This is a genomic window from Pseudomonas sp. HP_01, from assembly GCF_055284355.1.
Genome location: NZ_JBTOPV010000012.1, coordinates 149,119 through 170,316, shown reverse-complemented (window position 1 = coordinate 170,316; position 21,198 = coordinate 149,119). Strand labels below are relative to the sequence as shown.

The window sequence follows — 21,198 nt, the reverse complement described above, 5'->3', positions numbered from 1 at the left end:
GCCGTGACTGCTGAGTGTTGAACAAAATAGTCCGCCGTCGCACACAGGCTAAACGCTGAAGTCACAAGCCCTCCTGACAACGTGGTACGAGGGCTGCGGGTTGCCGGATCCGGGATCATGTACTGATAATGAGCCCGGGTTTGCGGCACATCGATAATCGAGCATCCAGAATGGTGTGCTCGGGCCTTTACTTTCCCCAACCCCCGCCTACTCTCGATCTCACGCCCACTCGCGGCACGAGATCGCTCCACGCTCCATCCCCCAATCCCTGCACCCTTCCAGCCAGTCAGAGAAGCCATGACTACCATCCAAGAGCTCAACGATTTCATCAGCAACCCGGAACTCAATGACTCGATCGCCCAGATCTGGACGTTGATCGGCAAGCACTTCGAGCAGGCGCAGAGCACGTTGCCGGCGGAGCGGGCGATGCCGCGCAAGGAGTTGTCGTTTCACGATCATGTGCGGTTACTGGGTTACCTGGCGCTTCTGGTCGAAGGCATCCCCGGCGACGTGGTCGAGATTGGTGTCTGGAAGGGCAAGTCGCTGGTGCTGATGAATGAGGTCTGCAACCGCGAGCGCCGCATCATCGGGATTGATCCCTTTGAGCTGCCCAACCAGTTTGAAGAATTCAGTTACTACCAGGAGAAGCTGTTTTCGAACGCCCTGGTGCTGAGGGGGTATTCGGAGTTGTGTGCCGAGCGCTTCTACAACCTGTCGCCAAAGGTGGCGCTCTTGCACATCGATGGCGGCCACGCCGGGCGCAATGTGCTGCTGGACTTCCTGCTGTACTCGCCAAGCGTCGTCACGGGCGGGTTTATCGTGTTTGACGACTACGGCGACTTCCAGCATTCACCTGAAGTAGGCCCTGCTGTGGATTTGCTTCGCGCGACGGGCTATTTCAAGGGATTCAACGTGATCGGATGTGTTCACGGCTTTGAGACGAGCTATGTGATCCAGCGGATTGGATAGCGTCAACCGCCTTCTGCAAAAAGCGCCGGCGGAGGGCTGGGCAGAACCATCAGACCCACTCTCCCCAGCGCACGTCCGTCAAACCATACCGCCGGCCATGGGTGATCAGCGCGGTCAGCTCTTCCCGTGTCTTGGACAGGTTGTGCAGCACGCCAATGCCTGCGTGCAGGCAGGCGTAGTACCAGGCGTCTGCTTCTTCCAGCACTGTGTCTGGTTGTAGGAACACTCGCTGCTCGTCCAGAAAGCGGTAGTGGATACGAAAGATGCGCTGGTCTGACATTGATATCTCCGGTCTGATATCAATGTGACTGCACTGGCTTATCGCCAGTTCAATGTGTAAATCCTTTCAGCGCGGCGAATCTGTGACCACGATGCCGACTTCATCACGCGAAGAGGGCAGCCTGCCACCGTTAGTTTTATCTGTGACCGCAGACAGTTGATTTGCTCGCGGTGACAGGCGAATTCCTGACCGGTCCGATGACTTCCCCCCATCATTTCGCAATCGGAGGGCGACAAAATGTCGCAATCGTTTTCAGGCGAGTAAGATAGGCACCCTGTTTTTACCCCCTATTTCTTCCGACGGATCCTGCGTTGAGCGTCGTGTACACCGACCTCCGGGGCTTCGTTTCGACGACGTATTGATAGAGCAAACAGAGAAAAGGCGATCACTGCAAATGACCAAGACCTCGCGACCTTTATATATTTCCTATGCCGGCCCTTCTTTGCTGGAGATGCCGCTGCTCAACAAAGGCAGCGCGTTTACACCGCAAGAACGTATTGATTTCAACCTGGTCGGCCTGCTGCCACAGAATGTCGAAACCATCGAAGAGCAGGTCACTCGCGTTTACAACCAGTACCAGCAATGCGCGAGCGATCTGGATAAACACATTTATCTGCGTTCGATCCAGGACAACAACGAAACCCTGTTCTTCCGCCTGCTGGATTCCCACCTCGACGAGATGCTGCCGATCATCTACACCCCGACCGTGGGTCAGGCGTGTCAGGAATTCTCGAAGATCTACCGCACCCACCGCGGGCTGTTCATTTCCTACCCCGAGCGCGATCGCATCGACGATATCCTGCGCAGCGCAACGAAAGATCGCATCAAAATCATCGTGGTGACGGACAGCGAGCGCATCCTCGGTCTGGGCGATCAGGGCATCGGCGGCATGGGCATTCCGATCGGCAAGCTGTCGCTGTACACCGCATGCGGCGGCATCAGCCCGGCGTATACCTTGCCGATCGTGCTCGATGTGGGCACCAACAACAAAGAGCTGCTGGACGACCCGATGTACATGGGCTGGCGCCACGAGCGCGTCACCGGCAAGGAATACGAGGACTTCATCGCGCTGTTCATCGAGGCCGTTCAGCGCCGCTGGCCGGACGTGTTGCTGCAGTTCGAAGACTTCGCCCAGACCAACGCCATGCCGTTGCTGGAGAAGTACCGCGATGAGTTGTGCTGCTTCAACGATGACATTCAGGGCACCGCGTCGGTTGCCGTGGGCACCTTGCTGGCGGCTTGCAAGGCCAAGCACGAAACCCTTGGCCAGCAGCGCGTGGTGTTCCTCGGCGCGGGTTCGGCGGGTTGCGGGATCGCCGAGCACATCATTGCGGCCATGGTTATCGAAGGCCTGAGCGAAGCTGACGCACGCAAACGCGTGATGATGGTCGACCGCTTCGGGCTGCTGACTGACAGCATGGACAACCTGCTGGACTTCCAGAAGAACCTCGCGCAGAAGACTGCGGACGTGGCGGGCTGGTCGAGCGGTGAGGGTTCGCCCGAGTTGCTGGACGTGGTTGCCAATGGCAAGCCGACCGTGCTGATCGGTGTCTCTGGCCAGCGCGGCCTGTTCACCGAGCAGGTCATCCGCGAGATGCACAAGCACTGCGCCAAGCCTTTGGTCATGCCGTTGTCCAACCCGACCTCGAAGGTCGAAGTCACGCCGCAGGAAGTGCTGACCTGGACCAACGGCGATGCGCTGGTAGCCACTGGCAGTCCGTTTGCCCCGGTCACTGTGGGCGATCGCACGTTCCACATCGCCCAGTGCAACAACTCCTACATCTTCCCGGGCATCGGCCTGGGTGTTGTGGCGTCGAAAGCCACGCGCATCACCGACAAAATGCTGATGGCGGCTTCCAATGCGCTGGCGGAATGCTCGCCGATGGTGACGGGCAAGGGTGACGCAGTCCTGCCGCCGCTGAAGGAGATTCAACAGGTGAGCAAGAAGATTGCCCTGGCCGTGGCCAAGCAGGCTCAGGCTGAAGACGTGGCGCTGGAGACCACCGAAGAAATGCTCGTCGAAGCCATCGAGCGTAACTTCTGGATGCCGAACTACCGCAGCTACCGTCGCAGTGCGGTGTAAACACCTCCGTCACTGACGGCAAACGCGTCAACCCGGACCGCCCCATGGAAACATGCGGCGGTCTTTTGTTTTGTGGCGAAAAACTTCAGGATGGGGCCTGCATAAAAACAAAAAACATCAGCGAGGGACGCATGCAAACGGACGTCAGTCTTTATGACTACATCATCGTCGGCGCAGGCCCGGCGGGCTGCCTGCTGGCCAATCGGCTGTCAGAGAATCCTGCTCACCGGGTCCTGTTGCTCGAAGCCGGCGGCCAGGACAATTACGCCTGGATTCATGTGCCGGTGGGCTACCTCTACTGCATCGGCAATCCGCGCACCGACTGGTGCTTCAAAACCGAAGCGGAGCCCGGCCTCGGCGGACGCGCGCTCAACTACCCTCGCGGCAAAGTACTGGGCGGATGCTCGTCCATCAACGGCATGATCTACATGCGCGGCCAGGCCCGGGACTACGACGGGTGGGCGGAGCAGGGCAACATGGGCTGGGGCTGGAAGGACGTCCTGCCGATCTTCAAACGCTCGGAAAACCACTACGCCGGCGACTCAGAACTTCACAGCGGGAGAGGCGAATGGCGGGTCGAGCAGCAGCGTCTCTCATGGACCTTGCTGGATGCGTTCCGTGAGGCAGCGGCGGAAACCGGCATCCCGTCGATCCCCGACTTTAATGGCGGCGACAACGAAGGGTGCAGCTATTTTCAGGTGAATCAGCGTCGCGGTGTGCGCTGGAACGCGTCCAAGGCATTTCTCCGGCCGGCGTTGAAGCGGACGAACCTGACGGTGATCACAGGCGCGGAAGTGTCGCGCGTGGTGTTCGAAAACAGTCGAGCCAGTGGAGTGCTTGCGCGCGTCAACGGGCAGGAACAGACGCTTCGCGCCAGGCGGGAAGTGATTCTCTGCTGCGGCGCCATCGGGTCGCCCATGGTCCTGCAACGCTCAGGCATCGGGCCACGGCCTCTGCTGGAAAAGCTCGGCATGGCCGTTCTGCATGAGCTACCCGGCGTTGGCGCGAATTTGCAGGATCACCTGCAGCTCCGTCTGATCTACAAGGTCACTAATGGCCAGACGCTGAATCAGATGGCCGGCAGCCTGTGGGGCAAGATGAACATGGGCCTGCGCTACGCCTTCAATCGCAGCGGGCCCTTGGCGATGGCGCCGAGTCAGCTGGGTGCGTTTGCGCGCTCGGGGCCGGAGCAGGCAAGCGCCAATCTTGAGTACCACGTGCAGCCCTTGTCCCTTGAGCGCTTTGGCGAGCCGCTTCACGGGTTTCCCGCCTTCACTGCGTCCGTGTGCGATTTGCGCCCGCAGAGCCGCGGCACGGTGGAGATTCGTTCGGCGCTGGCCGATGCTGCGCCGATCATCAAACCGAATTATTTGAGTCACGAGACCGACCTCAAGGTGGCGGCGGATGCGATTCGCCTGACCCGTCGCATCGCCGCCGCGCCCGCCCTCGCTCCCTTCGAACCGGTTGAGTACCTGCCTGGCGCAAGCCTGCAAACCGAGGAAGAGCTGCGCGAGGCGGCCAGCGTCGTCGGCACGACGATCTTTCACCCGGTCGGCACCTGCAAGATGGGGCAGGGCCGCGACGCCGTGGTCGACGAACGCCTGCGCGTGCACGGCATCACCGGCCTGCGCGTAGTGGACGCGTCGATCATGCCGAACATCACCTCCGGCAACACCTGCTCGCCGACCGTGATGATCGCCGAGAAGGCGGCGCAGATGATTATTGAGGATGCAGTGGCGCAGAGCTGCCCGGCATAAAGCTTGATCGACTACTCAAGACCTGACTGATTTCCTGCGGCTTGCCCCGCAGGAGCCTATTCAACAAGCAGCAAACCCACCCCACCAATCGTTCTCATCCTTTTCACAAAAAATTGATGGCCAGATGCCTAAAGTTCGCGGCATCGGCGGGGTTCCTTCCGCGTTTAATTTCTCATTTCCAGCCAAGCAGACTTTTATGCTGAACGTCAAAGCAGTTCGTCCCGAGCTTGTGACATTGCTTGCCAGTGCCTTTTTATTGATCGGGTTTAACCTGACCCTCTGGCAGCATCTATTCGCCATTACCGACTCAGACGGTAAGGGCCTGTTGTTGCGCGGTGCTTTTGCGCTGATGGTGTTCTGTGTGTTTAATATCTTCTTCACACTTTTAGCGTTCAAGCGCGTATTGAAACCGGTGCTCGTCTGCCTCTTTTTTATCAGCGCTGGTGTGGCTTATTTCATGAGCCAATACGGCGTGATGATTGACGCGGGGATGTTCAGGAACTTTGCTGAAACCAATGTCACCGAAGTGCGCGATCTTCTTTCATTGAAGTTGCTCGGTTATTTGTTCTTTCTGGGTGTTGTACCGTCATTCATTCTTTTCAAAACACCGATTGCCTATCGTCGCTGGCCCCGTGAGTTGCTCAGCAAGGCGCTGGTGTCGGTTGTGTGCGCGGTCGCCATTGGCGGCGTGGCGTTGTCGAATTACCAAGGGCTGTCGTCACTGTTTCGCAATCATCACGAGTTGCGCCTCATGGTGGTGCCGAGCAACTACCTTGCGGCGTCCGTGGGTTACTTGAGCGAGCAGGTCAAGTCCGCGCAGCGGCCGTTCGTGAGTATCGGTCAAGACGCCAAACTTGCCAGCGACTGGCAGCAGCACAAGCGCAAGTCACTGACCGTGCTGGTCGTGGGTGAAAGTGCGCGAGCCGAGAACTTCGGCATTCTGGGTTACAACCGCGATACCACGCCCCAGCTGAGCAAGGAGCGCGGCCTGCTCACCTTTACGGATGTGCATTCCTGCGGCACAGAGACGGCGGTGTCGGTGCCGTGCATGTTTTCCAACATGGGCCGCAAGGATTACAACGCAACGACTGCACGCAATGAAGAAGGCATGCTCGATGTACTCAAACGCGCAGGGCTCGATGTGATCTGGCGCGACAACCAGTCGGGCTGCAAGGGCACCTGCGACCGGGTGACGTTGCAGGATGTCAGCAATCTCAAGGATCCGGGGCTGTGTGCCAACAACGAGTGCCGCGATGAAATCCTGTTGCAGGGGCTGCAGCACTTCATCGACACACTGGACAAAGACACCGTGCTGGTACTTCACCAGATGGGCAGTCATGGTCCCGAGTACTTCAAGCGTTATCCAAAAGAATTCGAGAAGTTCACCCCGGTGTGCGAAAGCAATGCACTGAATAATTGCTCCCGGGAAAGTATCGTCAACGGTTACGACAACACGTTGCTGTACACCGACCATGTACTGGCGTCGCTGATCGATATCCTGCGCAACAATCAGGGCAAAGTGGACACGGCGATGGTTTATCTCTCCGATCACGGCGAGTCGCTGGGTGAATACAACCTGTTCCTGCATGGCACGCCTTATATGCTGGCGCCCGACCAACAGAAACATGTTCCGATGATTGCCTGGTTCTCCGAGAACTATCAGCAGTCATTCGCAGTGGATACCCATTGTTTGCAAAAAGAGCGGAACGCCCCTCTCAGTCAGGACAATCTTTTCCATTCGATGCTGGGCCTGCTGCAAGTGCGGACCAGTGTCTATAACCCGGCACTGGACATGTTCGCGGGCTGTCGGGGGATTTATACGGACGGGGTACTGGCCAATGAGTGAGCCCCTCGGCAAGAAAGTGCACGTCGACGAGTACGTGAGACGGCATGAACACACCCTCAGCCGACGTCTGAGTCTCTGGCGCGATGCGCAGTTGGCACGGATGGCGTTGCGGGATGCGGGCGAGCCAGGGCTGGTGCTGGACTTGCCGTCGGGCGCCGGGCGCTTCTGGCCGGTGTTGGCCGAACACGCCAATCGGGTAATCCTCGCGGCCGATCCTTCCACCGATATGCTCGCGTTTGCCGAGGCGCAGTCGTCAAGCGAGGTGCGCAAGCGCATCCGCACGTTCCAGAGTTCGGCGTTTTCCATCGGCCTGTCCGCCAATGCGGTGGACTGCATCTTCTGCATGCGGTTGTTCCATCACCTGGCCGACAGCGAAAAACGCGGCGCGATTCTCGAGGAGTTTCACCGGGTGACCCGGGACACGGCCATTGTCGGGCTGTGGGTGGACGGCAACGTGAAATCGTGGCGTCGCAAACGTCAGCAGGGTCGACTGGACGTTGAAGTGTCCGCGCCCCGCAATCGATTTGTGGTGTGCCGCAGCGACATTGAATCCGAGTTCGCGCGGGCGGGTTTCAGGATCGTCGATCACCATGATTTTCTTCCCGGCTACGCCATGTGGCGTGTGTACGTGCTGCGCAAGGCCGACCAGTGATCGGATGGACGGTCGTCGCCGCGGCGGCTATTTGCGCGCTTCAAAGATGAAGTTGTTCGAGACTTGCAGGACGGATGCCCGGTAACCGCTTGTAGCGATATATACTGCGCGCCATTCTTCGAGGGAGAGCCGTGTGGCCATCGATATTCACTGGATTCGCGACGACCATAGCCTCGCCGAACATTGCGCACAGTGGCAGACACTGCCCTACGTCGCGCTCGACACCGAATTCATGCGGGTCGACACCTTCTATCCCATCGCCGCTCTGTTGCAGATCGGCGATGGTTCACGCGCTTACCTGATCGACCCGTTGCTGATAAGCGACTGGAAACCTCTGGCCGCGCTGCTGGAAAACCCTGACGTCATCAAAGTCGTTCACGCCTGCAGCGAGGACCTTGAGGTGCTGCTGCGCCTGACCGGCAGCCTGCCGGCGCCGCTGTTCGACACGCAACTGGCTGCCGCCTATCTGAACCTCGGGTTCTCGATGGGTTATTCGCGTCTGGTCCAGGAAGTGCTGAACATCGATCTGCCGAAAGGCGAGACGCGTTCCGACTGGCTGCAGCGTCCGCTTTCGGAAACCCAGATCAGCTACGCCGCCGAAGACGCCGTGCACCTGGCCGAGGTGTACAACCTGCTGCGTCCGCGTTTGTCCGATGAAAAGTATGCGTGGGTGCTGGAAGACGGTGCCGAACTGGTCGCCAACCTGCGCCGCGAAACCGATCCCTATGACGCTTACCGCGACGCCAAGCTGGCGTGGAAGCTGTCCCGCGCGCAGCTCGCCGTGCTGCGTGAACTCTGCGCCTGGCGCGAGCAACAGGCGCGCCTGCGCAATCAGCCGCGCAACCGCGTTCTACGCGAACATTCGCTGTGGCCGCTGGCAAAGTCCCAGCCGGACAACCTCGCCGCGCTGGCGAAAATCGATGATATGCACCCCAAGACCGTGCGTCAGGACGGCGAGTTTCTGCTCGACCTGATCAAGAAAGCCGGCAGCGTGTCGCCGGATCTGTGGCCGCCCGCGCTGCCGGAGCCGCTGCCGATCGAGGCCTCTAACGTGCTCAAGAGCCTGCGCGTCATTGGTCAGCAGCAAGCCGAACGCCTCGACATGGCGCCGGAACTGATGCTGCGCAAAAAGACCCTCGAAGCCCTGCTCAAGACCGGTTACCCAGACGGTCCCTATAAACTGCCCGATTCGCTGCGTGGCTGGCGCCGCGAATTGATGGGCCAGATGCTGCTCGACAGCCTGGCCAACGCCGGAGAACAGCCTTGAAACGTATATGCTCCATCTACCGCAGCCCGCGCAGGAACGAAATGTACCTGTATGTCCTCAAGAGCGACGCACTGGAGCGTGTGCCCGAGGAATTGCTGACCGCGTTCGGCAAGCCTCAGCACGCCTTCAATCTGGTGCTGTCGCCGGAACGCGCCCTGGCCCGTGAAGACATTCACGCGGTGCTCGCCAATCTGGAAAAGCAGGGTTACCACCTGCAGATGCCTCCGGCTGAAGACGATTACATCGAGCACTTGCCCGAAGAGCTGCTGCGCCGCAACGATCCGATGTGATCGATTTCTGACCCTGCAATCCACCGCAGGGGTATACCGGACCGTTGCATGCGTCAGACCTGACCGACTCAGCCGAGCACGGTCCGGAACGCTGCGCGGTCGCATGTCCCGTTTATTCGAGTTTTGAATCCATGCGCGTTCTGATCGCCGAACACGATTACCCCGTTTACACCGAACTGCTCCGCCAGACTGCCCCCGAGATCGAAGTGTTGAGCAGCGGCAACTCCGCCGAGCTGTCGAAAATGGCCGCCGAGGCGCCGGTCTGGCTCGGTCAACCCGACCTGCTGGCGAATTTGCTCCGCCAGGGTCACAAACCGAAATGGCTGCAATCGACCTGGGCCGGCATCACCCCGCTGCTGGCTGACGGGCTGTACCGCGACTATCAACTGACCCGCGCCGTCGGCATATTCGGTCAGGTGATGGCCGAGTTCGTGCTGACCTACATGCTGGTACACGAGCGTGAAGTGTTGGCGCGGCTGGTCAGTCAGGTCGAGCGCAAGTGGGACAATCGCATGGGCCGTAGCCTGTCCGGGCGCAAAGCGCTGATTGTCGGTACCGGCGACATCGGCCGGCACGTGGCGCAGTTCCTCGTGCCGTTTGGGGTCGAGGTCTACGGCATAGCGTCGAGCGCGCGGGCCGAAGCGCCCTTCGTTGAAGTGGCTGCACTGGAGGACCTGCCGCGTCTCGTGGCCGAGGTCGATTTCGTCATCAACCTGCTGCCCAACACGCCGCAGACCCACGACCTCTACAACGCCAAACTGTTTGCCTGCTTCAAGCCTTCGGCGTTGTTCATCAACGTCGGCCGGGGCACGGCGGTGGTCGATGCGGATCTGGTCGAAGCGCTGAAGGAAGGGCATCTGGCAGGGGCGGTCATTGACGTCTGCCGCCAAGAGCCGCTGCCTCAACGTCATCCGTTCTGGACGGCGTGGGGGCTGTTGCTCACCGGCCACAGCTCGGCCCCGACCTCGCCGCCGGCGATGACGCAGCTGTTCGTGGACAACCTCAAGGCCTATGCCGCTGGCGAGGCGTTGCGCGGAGAAGTGGATTTCGCGAAGGGGTATTGAGCACTTCCCTTGTGGGACCGGCTTCGGCCGGGAAGAGGTCAGTGTGTACGCCATCCATTTTGTGGAGTGTCCCCCGACGCCTTCCCGGCTAAAGCCGGTCCCACTAAAACCCAGCGTCCAGCCCTTACAAACTGAAATCCCCTTCAGCCGCCCGATCAGACAGCGGCCGACGCGGGCTCGGCGTTTCGCGGACCGCATTACCCGCCGAACCAGGTCCAGCCGGAGGAACGCGTTGTACCGACAGTCGCCAATGCTTGGCCCAATTGCCTTGTGCCTCTAGACTGGCGGCCTTTCATTGCCCGACAGTTGTTTGCGCGAGAACCATGGCCGCCATCGTAGAACCCTTCTGGATACGCAAAACCCTCGAGCAACTCGATGCAGTCGAGTGGGAGTCGTTGTGTGACGGCTGCGGTTTGTGCTGCCTGCAAAAGTTGGAGGACGAGGACGACGGCAGCGTTTACTACACGCGCATCGCCTGCAAGCTGCTGGACCTGAACACCTGTGCCTGCACTGACTACCCGAATCGCCGCGCCCAGGTCCCGGACTGCATTCAGCTGACGCCTGGAAAAGCCGACGAATTCAAGTGGCTGCCGCCCACCTGCGGCTATCGGCTGGTCAGCGAGGGCAAGGACTTGCCGCTCTGGCACCATCTGGTGTGTGGGGATCGGGAGCAGGTGCACAAGCAGCGTATTTCTCAGTCCGGCCGCATGCTCAGCGAAGGCAGCGTGCCCGAGGACGACTGGGAGGATTACCTGATTTTTCGTGCGGGCTAAAGCAAAAAGCTCGTGAGGCTGTCGGTTCAGCCGTCACGAGCTTGCGTGCGATGCAGCGTGGATCAGACGCCTTTCGGACCTTTCAATGCGTCGACGCCGGTGTCGACAGCGTCCTCTACAGCGACTTCAGCCTTGGTTTTCAGCTTGCTCAGTTCAGCGCCGGCTTCTTCGATGCGCGAGCGGGCCACGTCCATCTCACTGCGGCTTTTGTCGATGAGCGCCTTGGCCGAGCAGTGGCCGGTAATGCCACGGGCCAGAACGGCACCGCCGATTGCCAGTTGCACCAGACCAAAGATCCCGCCGCGGCGCAGACCCTTGCCCATCATCAGTACACCACCTGCCAGCGAGCCAATGCGCTCCCAGCCCTGTACGTTCTGCTCCGGGTAGTCGTGCAAAGGTCGTTCGATGCGTTCAATGATCGGGGTGTCGCTCATGATGCGTTCTCCATGAAGGGTAGGGTCCTTAAAGCTGACTGCCTCACGCGCAAACTGTTCAATGCGTTTTGTCAGCGCGCGGACGTCAGGTGCGGTCGGTTTCCCGTCCGAACTGCGGGCCAGAGCGGGTGTTGATGCCTTTGGCCATGCGGTCGTAAAGCACGACGTTGACCGTCGCCGCGAGGTTCATGCAGCCCGTCGTGGGGATGTACACCACGTCTTCGCACCAATCGCGGATCTCTTTATCCAGCGAACCGTCTTCGGGCCCGAAGATATAGATCGCCCGGTCAGGGTGGGTGTACTCCGGCAGCGCTCTTGCGCCTTCCACCAGCTCCACGGCTACAGGCACACAGCCCAGCGGGATGATCTTTCTCAGGTCATCGATGCCGATCAGCGGAATGTCCTGGTGGATCTTCTTGGTGTCGGTGACGAAATCACGCGCACGTTCGTAGCGCTTGCCGGTGTAGAACACCGACGCCACGCCATAGCAGCCCGCTGCGCGCATCACCGAACCGACGTTTTCCGGGGATTTGGGATTGAACAAGCCGATGCAGGCATAGCGTTTGTTGGCCACGGGGGAGGGTGCTCATCAGAGAAAGCGCGGGAGTATAGGGGAAGAGGCAGCTTTAAGCTTTAAGCGGCAAGCCACAAGCCACAAGCCACAAGCCTGGCAAGCGATGATCGCATAAGCGCCGCCGTGCCCTTGCTTGCAGCTTGCCGCTTAAAACTTGCAGCTCGTCTACTAGTCCTTCTTCATCAACCCCGCCAGCGCGGCGAACGGGTTGTGAGTGGCCTTGGCGGTTTTTGGACTGCTGGTGGAGCTTTCCGAGAAGTATTGCTGATCGGTGTAACGCGAGTGTTCGTTGTCGTGGCAGTAAAGGCACAGCAGTTCCCAGTTGGAGCCGTCCTGGGGGTTGTTGTCGTGGTTGTGGTCGCGGTGGTGAACGGTCAACTCGCTGAGGCGTTTGCCGGCAAACTCCCGGGCGCAGCGGCCGCAGACGTGCGGGTACATGCGCAGGGCTTTGTCGCGATAACCCATTTCGCGGTCACGCTGGTTGTCGGCGAGGATGCGGTCCAGTTTTGAAGTGTTGGTTGGCGTGTTGGCCGAACTCATGGCGTCACCTGTTTCATGTTCTGTTGGCGATGGAGAGCAATGCAGGCAAGTCTAGCGCTTTGCCCGTCGATCAGCCCTTGAGTTTTTCAGCTATCCAGATGGTATGCCGTGTGCCCTTGTTGCCATGGGCGTAGACCTTGACCTCTTCGGCTTTGAAACCGGCGTTGCGCAGTTTGTCGCTGAAGGCCGCGTCAGCGCTGGCGGACCACACGGCCAGCACGCCTTTTGGGCGTAGCGCGCTGGCACAGGCGGCGAGACCGCCGGCCGAGTACAGCCAGCTGTTGGACTTTTGCGTCAGGCCCTCAGGGCCGTTGTCGACGTCCAGCATGATCGCGTCAAAGCCCTGGGGTTCGGCCTTGAGTACCTGAGCGACGTCCTGTATCACCACCTTTGCGCGCGGGTCCTGCAACGGATTGCCCGATTTCTCGCCCAGCGCGCCGCGATTCCACTCGACCACGCCGGGCACCAGCTCGGCGACTACTACTTCGCCGTTCTTGCCCAGGTGCTTAAGTGCCGACGCCAGGGTAAAGCCCATGCCGAGTCCGCCGATCAATACCCGCGGGCTGATACGTGAGGCGACCTTCTTGCAGGGGATTTCGGCCAGGGCGTCTTCGGAGCCGTGCATGCGCGTGTTCATCAACTGGCCGCCGTCGCCGCCCTGAATCTTGATGACAAAATCTTCGCCGTACTCGAACAGGCACAAGGCGCCGCCGTTATCGGGGATCGGAGTGGTGTCGAGCAGAACAAAACGTTTCATGGATAACTCGTCAAAAGGGTAGGGCCGCATGCAGCGCAATTTGTCAGAGCGCGATGCGTTGCGCAGGAGTAGCCTGAGCGGTAAGCGAAAGATTGGCAGGGGAGGCCAACGATGAAGTGCTCCATTCTACTGACGATTGTCATCACTGTGCTCGGCGTGTCGCAAGCGTCTGCCGAGAGCCTGCAGCCGGTTCTGAATACGCCCGAGCCTATCGCGGCTTCCGAGGGTTCGCCGGGCACTGCAACACCGACGCCTTACCCGCAAGTGGCCCCGCCGGGCGTTCCCCATGCAGGCGGGCAGGGCAACCCGCCGCTACTGCCGAAGATTCCTCAGCCAGGTCCGCCAAAGGACGATGACCCCTTGCCGGGACTGCAGCCGTCGGCCAAGTCAAATCCCTGAATCACCCTCGGCGCTCTCAATCCTGCTGCGTCACCACCTGACCGTCCATCATGCGCAGCCGCTTTGACATGGCCACCGCAACCGCGCGGATGATCTTCGCCGCCACTTTCGGCGCCTCGTTGAGCATCTTGTCCAGCGAATCCTTGCCCAGGTTCAGCAGATAGCACGACGAAGCGGCGATGCACGTCGCCGAGCGGCGTTCGCCGTCCAGCACCGCCATTTCGCCAAACGCTCTGCCGCTGCGCAGAATGGCGGTCTCCACCGGCTGGCCGTCGCTGTTGAGCTTCTGCACCGACACCGTGCCCGAATGAATGATGCACATGAACGTGCCGGCGTCGCCTTCGTTGAAGATCGCGTCGCCCTTTTCAATGCTGCTGATGCTGAAGTACCCCGCAGCGGCGGCAAATTCCGCCGGCGTCAGGGCGATGAACAGACCGCAGTCCATCAGCATGTCGCGGATTTCTTTATTCAGTGACGAAGAGTTGAGCAATGTAGACATGGCGAGTTCTTGTTGAGTGTTCTGGGAGATTGCGTAAAGCACTGGCTGGCGTGAGAGCAGCCCCGGACTTTACAGCGTCCAGGGGCTTGCTACGTGACACACCGCCCGCGCAGTTTTCGTCAGGCCATTTTCAGCACGTTCAGAATAAATCCGTATTCGAGTGCTACGTCACGTAATCCCTGATAACGACCGCTCATGCCGCCGTGGCCTGCACCCAGTTCGGTCTTGAGCAACAGCAGGTTGTCGTCGGTTTTTTGATCACGCAGTTTTGCCACCCACTTGGCCGCTTCCCAATACTGCACGCGACTGTCGTTATAGCCCGCGATCACCAGCATCGCCGGATAATCCTGCGCCGTGACGTTTTCATAAGGCGCGTAGGCCTTGATCCGCGCGTGAACATCCGGCTCCTGCGGGTTCCCCCACTCGTCGTACTCGGTGACGGTCAGGGGCAGATCGGGGTCGAGCATGGTGTTCAGGACATCGACGAACGGCACTTCAGCGATGGCCGCCTTGAACAGCTCCGGACGCTGGTTCACTACCGCGCCGATCAACAGGCCGCCGGCACTGCCACCGCTGATGACCAGCTGTTCGGCAGTGGTCAGTGTCTCCGCGATCAAGTGTTCGGCACAGGCAATGAAGTCGCTGAAGGTGTTCTGCTTGTGCTCCTGCTTGCCGTTGCGGTACCAGGCCTCGCCCAGCTCACCGCCGCCGCGCACATGGGCGATGGCGAAACCAATGCCTCGATCAAGCAGGCTCAGCCGCGCGTGGGAAAACCACGGGTCCAGGCTTTCGCCGTACGCGCCATAGCCATACAGATACAGCGGAACGGTCTGACCGGCCAACTCGCGCTTGACCACCAGGCTGATCGGCACTTGCGTACCGTCGGCGGCGGTCGCCCACAATCGCTGGCTGACGTAGGCATCGGCGTCGAATAAACCTAGCACCGGCGTTTCTTTGAGTACGATTTTTTCCCCGGTGGCCAGCGACAATTGCCACACCTGCGGCGGACGATTCAGCGATTGATAGCGCAGACGAATTTTGTCGCTCTCAAACTCAAGGGTGTCCTGCACATACAGGTTGTACGCCGCATCCGGCAGTTGCACGCGGTACGCCGGCAGGCCCTGGGGATGCACTTCGACGATCGGCAAACCGCCTTCGCGCAGGCTCAAGGTCAGGCCTTTGGCGTTGAGGCTGAAGCCGTCGAGCATCACCGTCTCGCTGTGGGCAATCAGGTTCTGCCAGTCGCTCCGCTCCGGGATGCCATCGCTTTTTTCCGGAGCGTGGTACAGCGCAAAGTTAATGCCGTCCTGATTGCTGCGGATCACCCAGCTCCATTCGCCCTCGATCAGCCCATGGTCCACCGAATACTCGTGGCCTTCGCTGCGCGGTGCCATGCACACGAACGCCTGCTCGGGCGTGCCAGCATCAAGCACCCAGGCCTCGCTGGTGGTCTTGCTGTCCAGCCCCACGATCAACTGCCGCTCCGAGCTGCTGCGGTAGCAATGCAGGAAGAAGCGCCCGTCCGGCTCGCTGAACACCAGCTCGGCGGATACTTCGCCCAGCTTGTGGCGGTACAGCTTGTGCGGACGATGGGTGTCGTCCAGTTCGCCGAAGAACAGCGTCTGGCTGTCGTTGGCCCAGGTCATGCTGCCGTCGCAGTCTTCGAACGGCAGGCTGCTGACCGCGCCGCTGCTCAGTTCCTTGACGTACAGCTGATAAACCTCCTCGCCGCTGGTGTCGAGGCTGTAGGCCAGGCGCTGATGGTCGGGGCTGATGCTGAAGGTACCGAGGGAGAAGAAGCCACCGCCGGCCAGCTCGTTCGGGTCGAGCAGCAACTCTTCAGCGCTTTCGTCGAGGGTCTGGGAGTCATCGGCCGGACGCGGGCATCGGTAGTGACGGGCGTATTCGTCACCCTCGGTGGTGCGGGTGTAATAAAGATAAGGGCCCCAGGGGGAGGGCAGTGACAGGTCGGTTTCGAGAATACGACCCTTGATCTCCTGAAACAGGGTTTCGCGCAACGGCTGCTGGCCGGCGAGCTGCTGTTCCTGCCAGGCGTTTTCGGCCTTGAGGTAATCGAGCACTTCATCGGTGTCGCGGTTTTGCAGCCAGGCGTACGGGTCGGCGCCGTCAGCCTGGCGGGCGACGGGGGCGTTGGAAATATGTGGTGCGGAAGGCATGCTGGGCTCTCTCACGTGGGCTCATCTGAAAGGGATCGGTCGCGCTGCCGGGTGCTGGACATACGGCAAACCGATAACTGAAGCCGGGGAAGCCGGGCTGGTGAAAAGTCGTTATCATAAGCGCCTCTTTACCTGCCTTACCACGGACGTCATGACCGACAACGACTATCTGATTGCCTGGGGCCTCTACGCGTTCGCCGCGTTGGGCTGTCTGTTGGTGTGGTTCAAGCTGACCGGCTGGATGTGGCGCTACCTGCGCGAACCCTTGCGGGTGGTCGGCGCCGTGCTGTTGTTTTGCCCGACCATCGTCGATCCGGCCAAGGATCAATATGCCCCGGCGCTGGCGATCAGCGTGCTGGATCTGGCGCTGAAAGTCGGCAACAACGTCTGGCGCGCCGTGCTCGACCTCGCCACCTACGGCGCCATCGCCCTGGGCCTTTACCTCATTTACGCCTTGATCCGCTTGCCGTTCCTGCGCAAGAAGAAAGCCCGTCTGGCCCACGCCGAAGCTGCCGCTGCACAGGCCGCCGCCGAGCAGAAGGAACACGACGAGCCTTACGCAGACCAGGCCGCAGGGCGCTTCGCCAGCCAGTCGCCCGCGACAACGCCAGTGGCTGCTTCAACGCCGGCGCCGAGCGGCCGCCATCGCGTCGAACCCAAACTGTGATCGTGACCGGCATCTTCCCAGACGCGTGCTTGAACGCACCGAGACCTGAGCATGTGTGAACTTCTGGGCATGAGTGCCAACGTACCGACGGACATCGTGTTCAGCTTTACCGGGCTGATGCAGCGGGGTGGTCGTACCGGTCCGCACCGCGACGGTTGGGGCATCGGTTTCTATGAAGGCCGTGGCCTGCGCCTGTTTCAGGACCCCGCCGCAAGCAGCGAGTCGGAGGTCGCGCAACTGGTTCAGCGTTACCCGATCAAGAGCGAAGTGGTCATCGGCCACATTCGTCAGGCCAACGTCGGCAAGGTCTGTCTGTCCAACACCCATCCTTTCGTGCGCGAACTGTGGGGGCGCAACTGGTGTTTCGCCCACAATGGTCAGCTCGCGGATTTTCATCCCGGCGCGACCTTCTATCGGCCGGTGGGCGACACGGACAGTGAAGCGGCCTTCTGCGATCTGCTCAACCGCGTCCGTGAAGGGTTCCCTGAGCCGGTCGAGATCGAGCAGCTGCTGCCGACCCTGGTGCAAGCCTGCGACGAATACCGCAGCAAAGGCGTGTTCAATGCGCTGCTCAGTGATGGCGACTGGCTGTTTTGCTACTGTTCGACCAAGCTGGTGCACATCACCCGCCGCGCCCCGTTTGGGCCGGCACGCCTGAAAGACGTCGACGTCATCGTCGATTTCCAGGCGGAAACCACGCCCAATGATGTGGTGACGGTGATTGCCACCGAGCCGCTGACCGAAAACGAGACCTGGAATCGCTATGAGCCAGGTCACTGGAGTCTTTGGCGCCGCGGCGAATGCGTTGCCGAAGGCTCGGCCTGAAAGAGAGGGATCTATGCTGCGAAGCTACCTGCGACTGGTGTTGTTCACGGCGGGCCTGTTGATAGGCGTGCAGATTCCGGGCTTCATCAGCGATTACAGCAAGCGCGTCGAAGCGCACATGCTGGAAGCCCAGCAAAGCCTGCGCGGCTATAACGAGACCGCCCAGCGGTTCTTCAATGGCGACGTGCAGGCGCTGATCCAGCATTACCGCAGCAGCGATGACCCGGTGTTCCGCACCGATGCCGACAACATCAGCAACCTGCTTAGCCGCAATCAGACCCTTGACCGGGAATGGCTGGCGCTTCAAGGCCCGTGGTACACCCGCGCCTGGCATGTGCTGACCGCCGCTGACACCGACATCCGCAACGAAACCTGGAATGGCTACACCTGGCAGGTGCTGTTGTCGCCGGAAGTCATCGGCTGGGGCCTGCTGTGCGCGCTACTGTTCTCGCTGGTTATCGAAAGTATTGTGGTGTTCATCGACTGGTTGTTTGTCGGCCGCCACCACGTGCGGCCGGTGGGGCGCGACTGGCGCTGAGGCGGATTGCCCGGCTTGGCTTGCGTTGACGGTGATGCTGCCGACGCCTTCCCGGCTAAAGCCGGTCCTACAATGATGCGTACTTCGTAGGACCGGCTTTAGCCGGGAAGGCGATTTAGCAGAACACCCCGCGCACCCGTAGGACCGGCTTCAGCCGGGAAGGGGCCATCCCAGTCAGTAAAGATCCCTCGCACTGTTCACTTTTTCTTATCCTCCCCCCGCGCTTTAATTAGTTGGACGCTTCGGCAATCCGCGCCGAAGAATGCTCCCATCCGCACAGCCCCGTGTCCCGCGCTGCCAACCTGATTATCCCGCGCGTACACTCGAGCTTCTCCCCGTTTCGTTCGCACAGGAGTCACGCCTTTGAGCCGCCTGTTATTGAATTGTGATATCGGCGAAAGCTACGGCGCCTGGACCATGGGTCTGGACGCAGAGGTCATGCCCTACATCGATTGCGCCAACATTGCCTGCGGCTTCCACGCCGGCGACCCGAGTGTCATGCGCAAGACCGTCGCGCTGGCGCTGGCCAACAACGTCACCATCGGCGCGCACCCGGCTTATCAGGATCTGGTGGGTTTCGGTCGTCGCTCGATGGCCTGTTCACCGCAGGAAATTCAAGACCTGCTGCATTACCAGATCGGCGCGCTCGACGGTGTTTGCCGGGCTCAAGGTAGCCGCGTCAGCTACGTCAAACCCCACGGCGCGATGTACAACGACATGATGGCCAACCCGACGCAACTGCGCGCCGTCATCGAAGCCATCGCCCGTTACAACCCGGAACTGCCGCTGATGCTGCTGGCCATGCGCGACAACGCGGCAGCGCAAGCAATTGCCGATGAATTCGGCGTCACGCTGTGGTTCGAAGCCTTTGCTGACAGGGCCTACGACAATGTGGGGCGTCTGGTCTCGCGCAACCTTCCCGGGGCTGTGCACCACGATGCAGACGTCATCATCGCCCAGGCCATGACGTTGTCCCGAGGCGAAGCCTTGATCGCCAGCGATGGCAGCGAGCTGCGACTCCAGGCCCACACCTTGTGCGTGCACGGCGACAACGCCAGCTCCATTGGTGCAGTTCAGCGTATTCGTCAGGCCTTGAACAGCGCTGACGCCGGACCGTCTGCCCTGTGAACCTGCGCATCGAAGTCGTCGCGATCGATTGCCTGATGGTCCGCCTGTTCGACGCCATCGACCAGACCAACATGCCGTGGATGCTCGCCGCGACGTTGCGTCTGCGGGAGGGTTTCGCTGCACATTTGATTGATCTGGTGCCGTCCTACACCACGCTGATGGTGCATTACGATCTGTTGGCGCTGAGTCCGACACAGGCTCGGGCACTCATTACCGAGGCGCTGACCGACCTTGCACCCGATGCCGCCCAAAGCGGCCGGCAGCATGTGTTGCCGGTCTGGTACGACCTCAGCGTCGGGCCCGAGTTAAGCCTGTTATCGACGCGCAGCGGGTTATCGGTTGAGGAGGTGATTGGCCGCCACAGCCAGCGCGAGTATCAAGTCTTCGCGCTCGGGTTCGCGCCGGGGTTCGCGTTCATGGGGCTGGTGGAAGAGGTCCTTGCCGCGCCGCGCATCAAGACACCCCGCAAGCGCGTTGCTGCCGGGAGCGTCGGCATCGCAGAGCGGCAAACTGCGGCCTACCCGCTGGAGTCACCCGGCGGCTGGAACATCCTCGGGCGCACCCCGGCCAAACTCTTTGATCGCGAAATCGACGGCTACAGCCTGATGCAGCCCGGCGATACGGTGCGGTTTGCCGCCATTGATCACGCCGAGTTTATTCGCCTGGGCGGCGACGACACGCCGCTGGAGGGCTTGGCATGAGCATGTTGACGGTTAAAGGCAGCACGCCGCTGTGCCTGTTGCAGGACGCGGGACGGTTTGGCGTGCGGCACCTTGGCGTCGCGCAGGGCGGGGCACTGGACTGGGTGTCGATGTCGTGGGCCAACAAACTGCTGAACAACGCGCTGGACGCTGCCGTTATCGAAGTGACCTTGGGCGGTCTGACGCTGCTGGCCGAATCAGACTGCTGCCTGGCGCTTGCCGGTGCGGATCTGGGCGCCATGCTTGACGATCGCCCGATTGCGCCGTGGCGCAGCTTCTTCGTGCGGAAAGGCCAGCAGCTAGGTTTTAGCCGGCCCATCACCGGTGCTCGCGCCTACCTCGCGGCGCCCGGCGGATTTGCGGCGGTCGATGTGCTCGGTAGCTGCGCCACGGTTACACGTGAAGGGCTGGGCGGGCTGGACGGTTCCGGCAGAGCGCTGTCTGAAGGCGATCAACTCAGTTATTCAGGGGCGTCATTTGAGCTTCACGCGCTGCCCGGTCACCTCATCCCTGACTTTTCCGAACAGCGTCCGCTGGATGTCGTTCTCGGTGCACAGATCGGCCAGTTCAGCGGCTTGAGCCTGTTCGATGCGTTCAATAGCGACTGGACCCTCGACAGCCGCGCCGACCGCATGGGCATGCGCCTGCTGGGGCCGGAGCTGGTTTACCAAGGCAAACCGATGATCTCCGAAGGCATCCCGCTCGGTGCTATACAGGTCCCGCCGGACGGCCAGCCGATCATCCTGCTCAACGACCGTCAGACCATCGGCGGCTATCCAAGGCTCGGCGCGCTGACGCCGCTGTCACTGGCGCGGCTGGCGCAGAAACTTCCGGGGAGTGTGGTGCGGATGAAAGCGGTGGTGCAGGATGTGGCGCATCGGGAGCAGGTGGGGTTCCAGGATCTCGTCCGCCGTCCGCTGTAGGAGCGTGGCTTGTCCCGCGATCTGCCGGGAACCGGCAGCAATTCGGAAATGCGTT

Annotated in this window: 23 protein-coding genes; 16 read left to right on the top strand and 7 right to left on the bottom strand. The window is 60.8% G+C overall.

What is annotated here, in order from left to right:
* The first annotated feature begins 297 nt into the window (after positions 1–297).
* A complete protein-coding gene (locus tag ACYAR8_RS09430; protein WP_463579723.1) occupies positions 298–969 on the top strand; it encodes a class I SAM-dependent methyltransferase in 672 nt (223 codons plus the stop codon).
* A 49-nt stretch (positions 970–1,018) separates the two neighbouring features.
* Here ACYAR8_RS09430 and ACYAR8_RS09425 read toward each other — a convergent pair whose 3' ends face one another.
* Positions 1,019–1,249, bottom strand: coding sequence for a DUF6555 family protein (locus ACYAR8_RS09425; protein WP_108122094.1), 231 nt, complete (start codon positions 1,247–1,249; stop codon positions 1,019–1,021).
* Between the two features lie 394 nt (positions 1,250–1,643).
* Here ACYAR8_RS09425 and ACYAR8_RS09420 point away from each other — a divergent pair, with 394 nt between their 5' ends.
* From ACYAR8_RS09420 to ACYAR8_RS09385, 8 genes are all read left to right on the top strand, one after another.
* Entirely contained in the window at positions 1,644–3,332 is a 1,689-nt protein-coding gene (locus ACYAR8_RS09420; RefSeq protein ID WP_074890671.1) for an NAD-dependent malic enzyme, read from the top strand.
* Positions 3,333–3,463: 131 nt separating this feature from the next.
* Positions 3,464–5,089: a GMC family oxidoreductase gene (locus ACYAR8_RS09415; RefSeq protein WP_463579722.1), complete on the top strand. Its 1,626-nt coding sequence runs from the start codon at positions 3,464–3,466 to the stop codon at positions 5,087–5,089.
* A gap of 196 nt (positions 5,090–5,285) precedes the next feature.
* Positions 5,286–6,935, top strand: coding sequence for a phosphoethanolamine transferase (locus ACYAR8_RS09410; RefSeq protein ID WP_463579721.1), 1,650 nt, complete (start codon positions 5,286–5,288; stop codon positions 6,933–6,935).
* Complete coding sequence (locus ACYAR8_RS09405; RefSeq protein ID WP_463579720.1) at positions 6,928–7,587, top strand: class I SAM-dependent methyltransferase; 660 nt, start codon at positions 6,928–6,930, stop codon at positions 7,585–7,587. Before ACYAR8_RS09410 ends, ACYAR8_RS09405 begins: the two co-directional genes overlap by 8 nt.
* A gap of 133 nt (positions 7,588–7,720) precedes the next feature.
* On the top strand, positions 7,721–8,854 hold the full coding sequence (rnd, locus tag ACYAR8_RS09400; RefSeq protein WP_463579719.1) for a ribonuclease D: 1,134 nt from the start codon (positions 7,721–7,723) through the stop codon (positions 8,852–8,854).
* Entirely contained in the window at positions 8,851–9,144 is a 294-nt protein-coding gene (locus tag ACYAR8_RS09395) for a YcgL domain-containing protein (protein WP_074890664.1), read from the top strand. Before rnd ends, ACYAR8_RS09395 begins: the two co-directional genes overlap by 4 nt.
* A gap of 131 nt (positions 9,145–9,275) precedes the next feature.
* Positions 9,276–10,208: a D-2-hydroxyacid dehydrogenase gene (locus tag ACYAR8_RS09390; protein WP_074890662.1), complete on the top strand. Its 933-nt coding sequence runs from the start codon at positions 9,276–9,278 to the stop codon at positions 10,206–10,208.
* A 323-nt stretch (positions 10,209–10,531) separates the two neighbouring features.
* Positions 10,532–10,981, top strand: coding sequence for a YcgN family cysteine cluster protein (locus ACYAR8_RS09385; RefSeq protein WP_074890660.1), 450 nt, complete (start codon positions 10,532–10,534; stop codon positions 10,979–10,981).
* Positions 10,982–11,043: 62 nt separating this feature from the next.
* On the opposite strand, the gene ACYAR8_RS09380 is transcribed toward ACYAR8_RS09385, so the two are convergent.
* From ACYAR8_RS09380 to ACYAR8_RS09365, 4 genes are all read right to left on the bottom strand, one after another.
* Positions 11,044–11,415, bottom strand: a complete 372-nt coding sequence (locus tag ACYAR8_RS09380; RefSeq protein WP_108122086.1) for a YgaP family membrane protein — start codon at positions 11,413–11,415, stop codon at positions 11,044–11,046.
* 85 nt (positions 11,416–11,500) lie between these two features.
* Positions 11,501–11,989: an RNA methyltransferase gene (locus ACYAR8_RS09375; protein WP_065986778.1), complete on the bottom strand. Its 489-nt coding sequence runs from the start codon at positions 11,987–11,989 to the stop codon at positions 11,501–11,503.
* Between the two features lie 168 nt (positions 11,990–12,157).
* The gene (locus tag ACYAR8_RS09370) at positions 12,158–12,529 is read right to left on the bottom strand and encodes a YajD family HNH nuclease (protein WP_074890657.1); all 372 of its coding nucleotides are present in this window, start codon (positions 12,527–12,529) and stop codon (positions 12,158–12,160) included.
* A gap of 70 nt (positions 12,530–12,599) precedes the next feature.
* A complete protein-coding gene (locus tag ACYAR8_RS09365; RefSeq protein WP_463579718.1) occupies positions 12,600–13,286 on the bottom strand; it encodes a spermidine synthase in 687 nt (228 codons plus the stop codon).
* A 111-nt stretch (positions 13,287–13,397) separates the two neighbouring features.
* Between ACYAR8_RS09365 and ACYAR8_RS09360 the strand changes: the two genes are divergently transcribed.
* Positions 13,398–13,685, top strand: coding sequence for a hypothetical protein (locus ACYAR8_RS09360; protein ID WP_074890653.1), 288 nt, complete (start codon positions 13,398–13,400; stop codon positions 13,683–13,685).
* Between the two features lie 16 nt (positions 13,686–13,701).
* Here ACYAR8_RS09360 and ACYAR8_RS09355 read toward each other — a convergent pair whose 3' ends face one another.
* A complete protein-coding gene (locus tag ACYAR8_RS09355) occupies positions 13,702–14,184 on the bottom strand; it encodes a Crp/Fnr family transcriptional regulator (RefSeq protein ID WP_074890651.1) in 483 nt (160 codons plus the stop codon).
* A 119-nt stretch (positions 14,185–14,303) separates the two neighbouring features.
* Positions 14,304–16,361, bottom strand: a complete 2,058-nt coding sequence (locus tag ACYAR8_RS09350; protein WP_463579717.1) for a S9 family peptidase — start codon at positions 16,359–16,361, stop codon at positions 14,304–14,306.
* Between the two features lie 151 nt (positions 16,362–16,512).
* Between ACYAR8_RS09350 and ACYAR8_RS09345 the strand changes: the two genes are divergently transcribed.
* From ACYAR8_RS09345 to ACYAR8_RS09320, 6 genes are all read left to right on the top strand, one after another.
* Positions 16,513–17,028: an MFS transporter gene (locus ACYAR8_RS09345; protein WP_463579716.1), complete on the top strand. Its 516-nt coding sequence runs from the start codon at positions 16,513–16,515 to the stop codon at positions 17,026–17,028.
* Between the two features lie 51 nt (positions 17,029–17,079).
* The gene (locus ACYAR8_RS09340; protein ID WP_108122082.1) at positions 17,080–17,853 is read left to right on the top strand and encodes a class II glutamine amidotransferase; all 774 of its coding nucleotides are present in this window, start codon (positions 17,080–17,082) and stop codon (positions 17,851–17,853) included.
* A gap of 13 nt (positions 17,854–17,866) precedes the next feature.
* Entirely contained in the window at positions 17,867–18,391 is a 525-nt protein-coding gene (locus ACYAR8_RS09335) for a DUF2937 family protein (RefSeq protein ID WP_463579715.1), read from the top strand.
* Positions 18,392–18,754: 363 nt separating this feature from the next.
* Positions 18,755–19,519: a 5-oxoprolinase subunit PxpA gene (locus ACYAR8_RS09330; protein WP_463579714.1), complete on the top strand. Its 765-nt coding sequence runs from the start codon at positions 18,755–18,757 to the stop codon at positions 19,517–19,519.
* On the top strand, positions 19,516–20,220 hold the full coding sequence (locus ACYAR8_RS09325; RefSeq protein WP_463579713.1) for a 5-oxoprolinase subunit B family protein: 705 nt from the start codon (positions 19,516–19,518) through the stop codon (positions 20,218–20,220). The genes ACYAR8_RS09330 and ACYAR8_RS09325 overlap by 4 nt, the downstream gene beginning before the upstream one ends.
* Positions 20,217–21,143, top strand: a complete 927-nt coding sequence (locus ACYAR8_RS09320) for a 5-oxoprolinase subunit C family protein (protein WP_463579712.1) — start codon at positions 20,217–20,219, stop codon at positions 21,141–21,143. Before ACYAR8_RS09325 ends, ACYAR8_RS09320 begins: the two co-directional genes overlap by 4 nt.
* Positions 21,144–21,198: the final 55 nt, after the last annotated feature.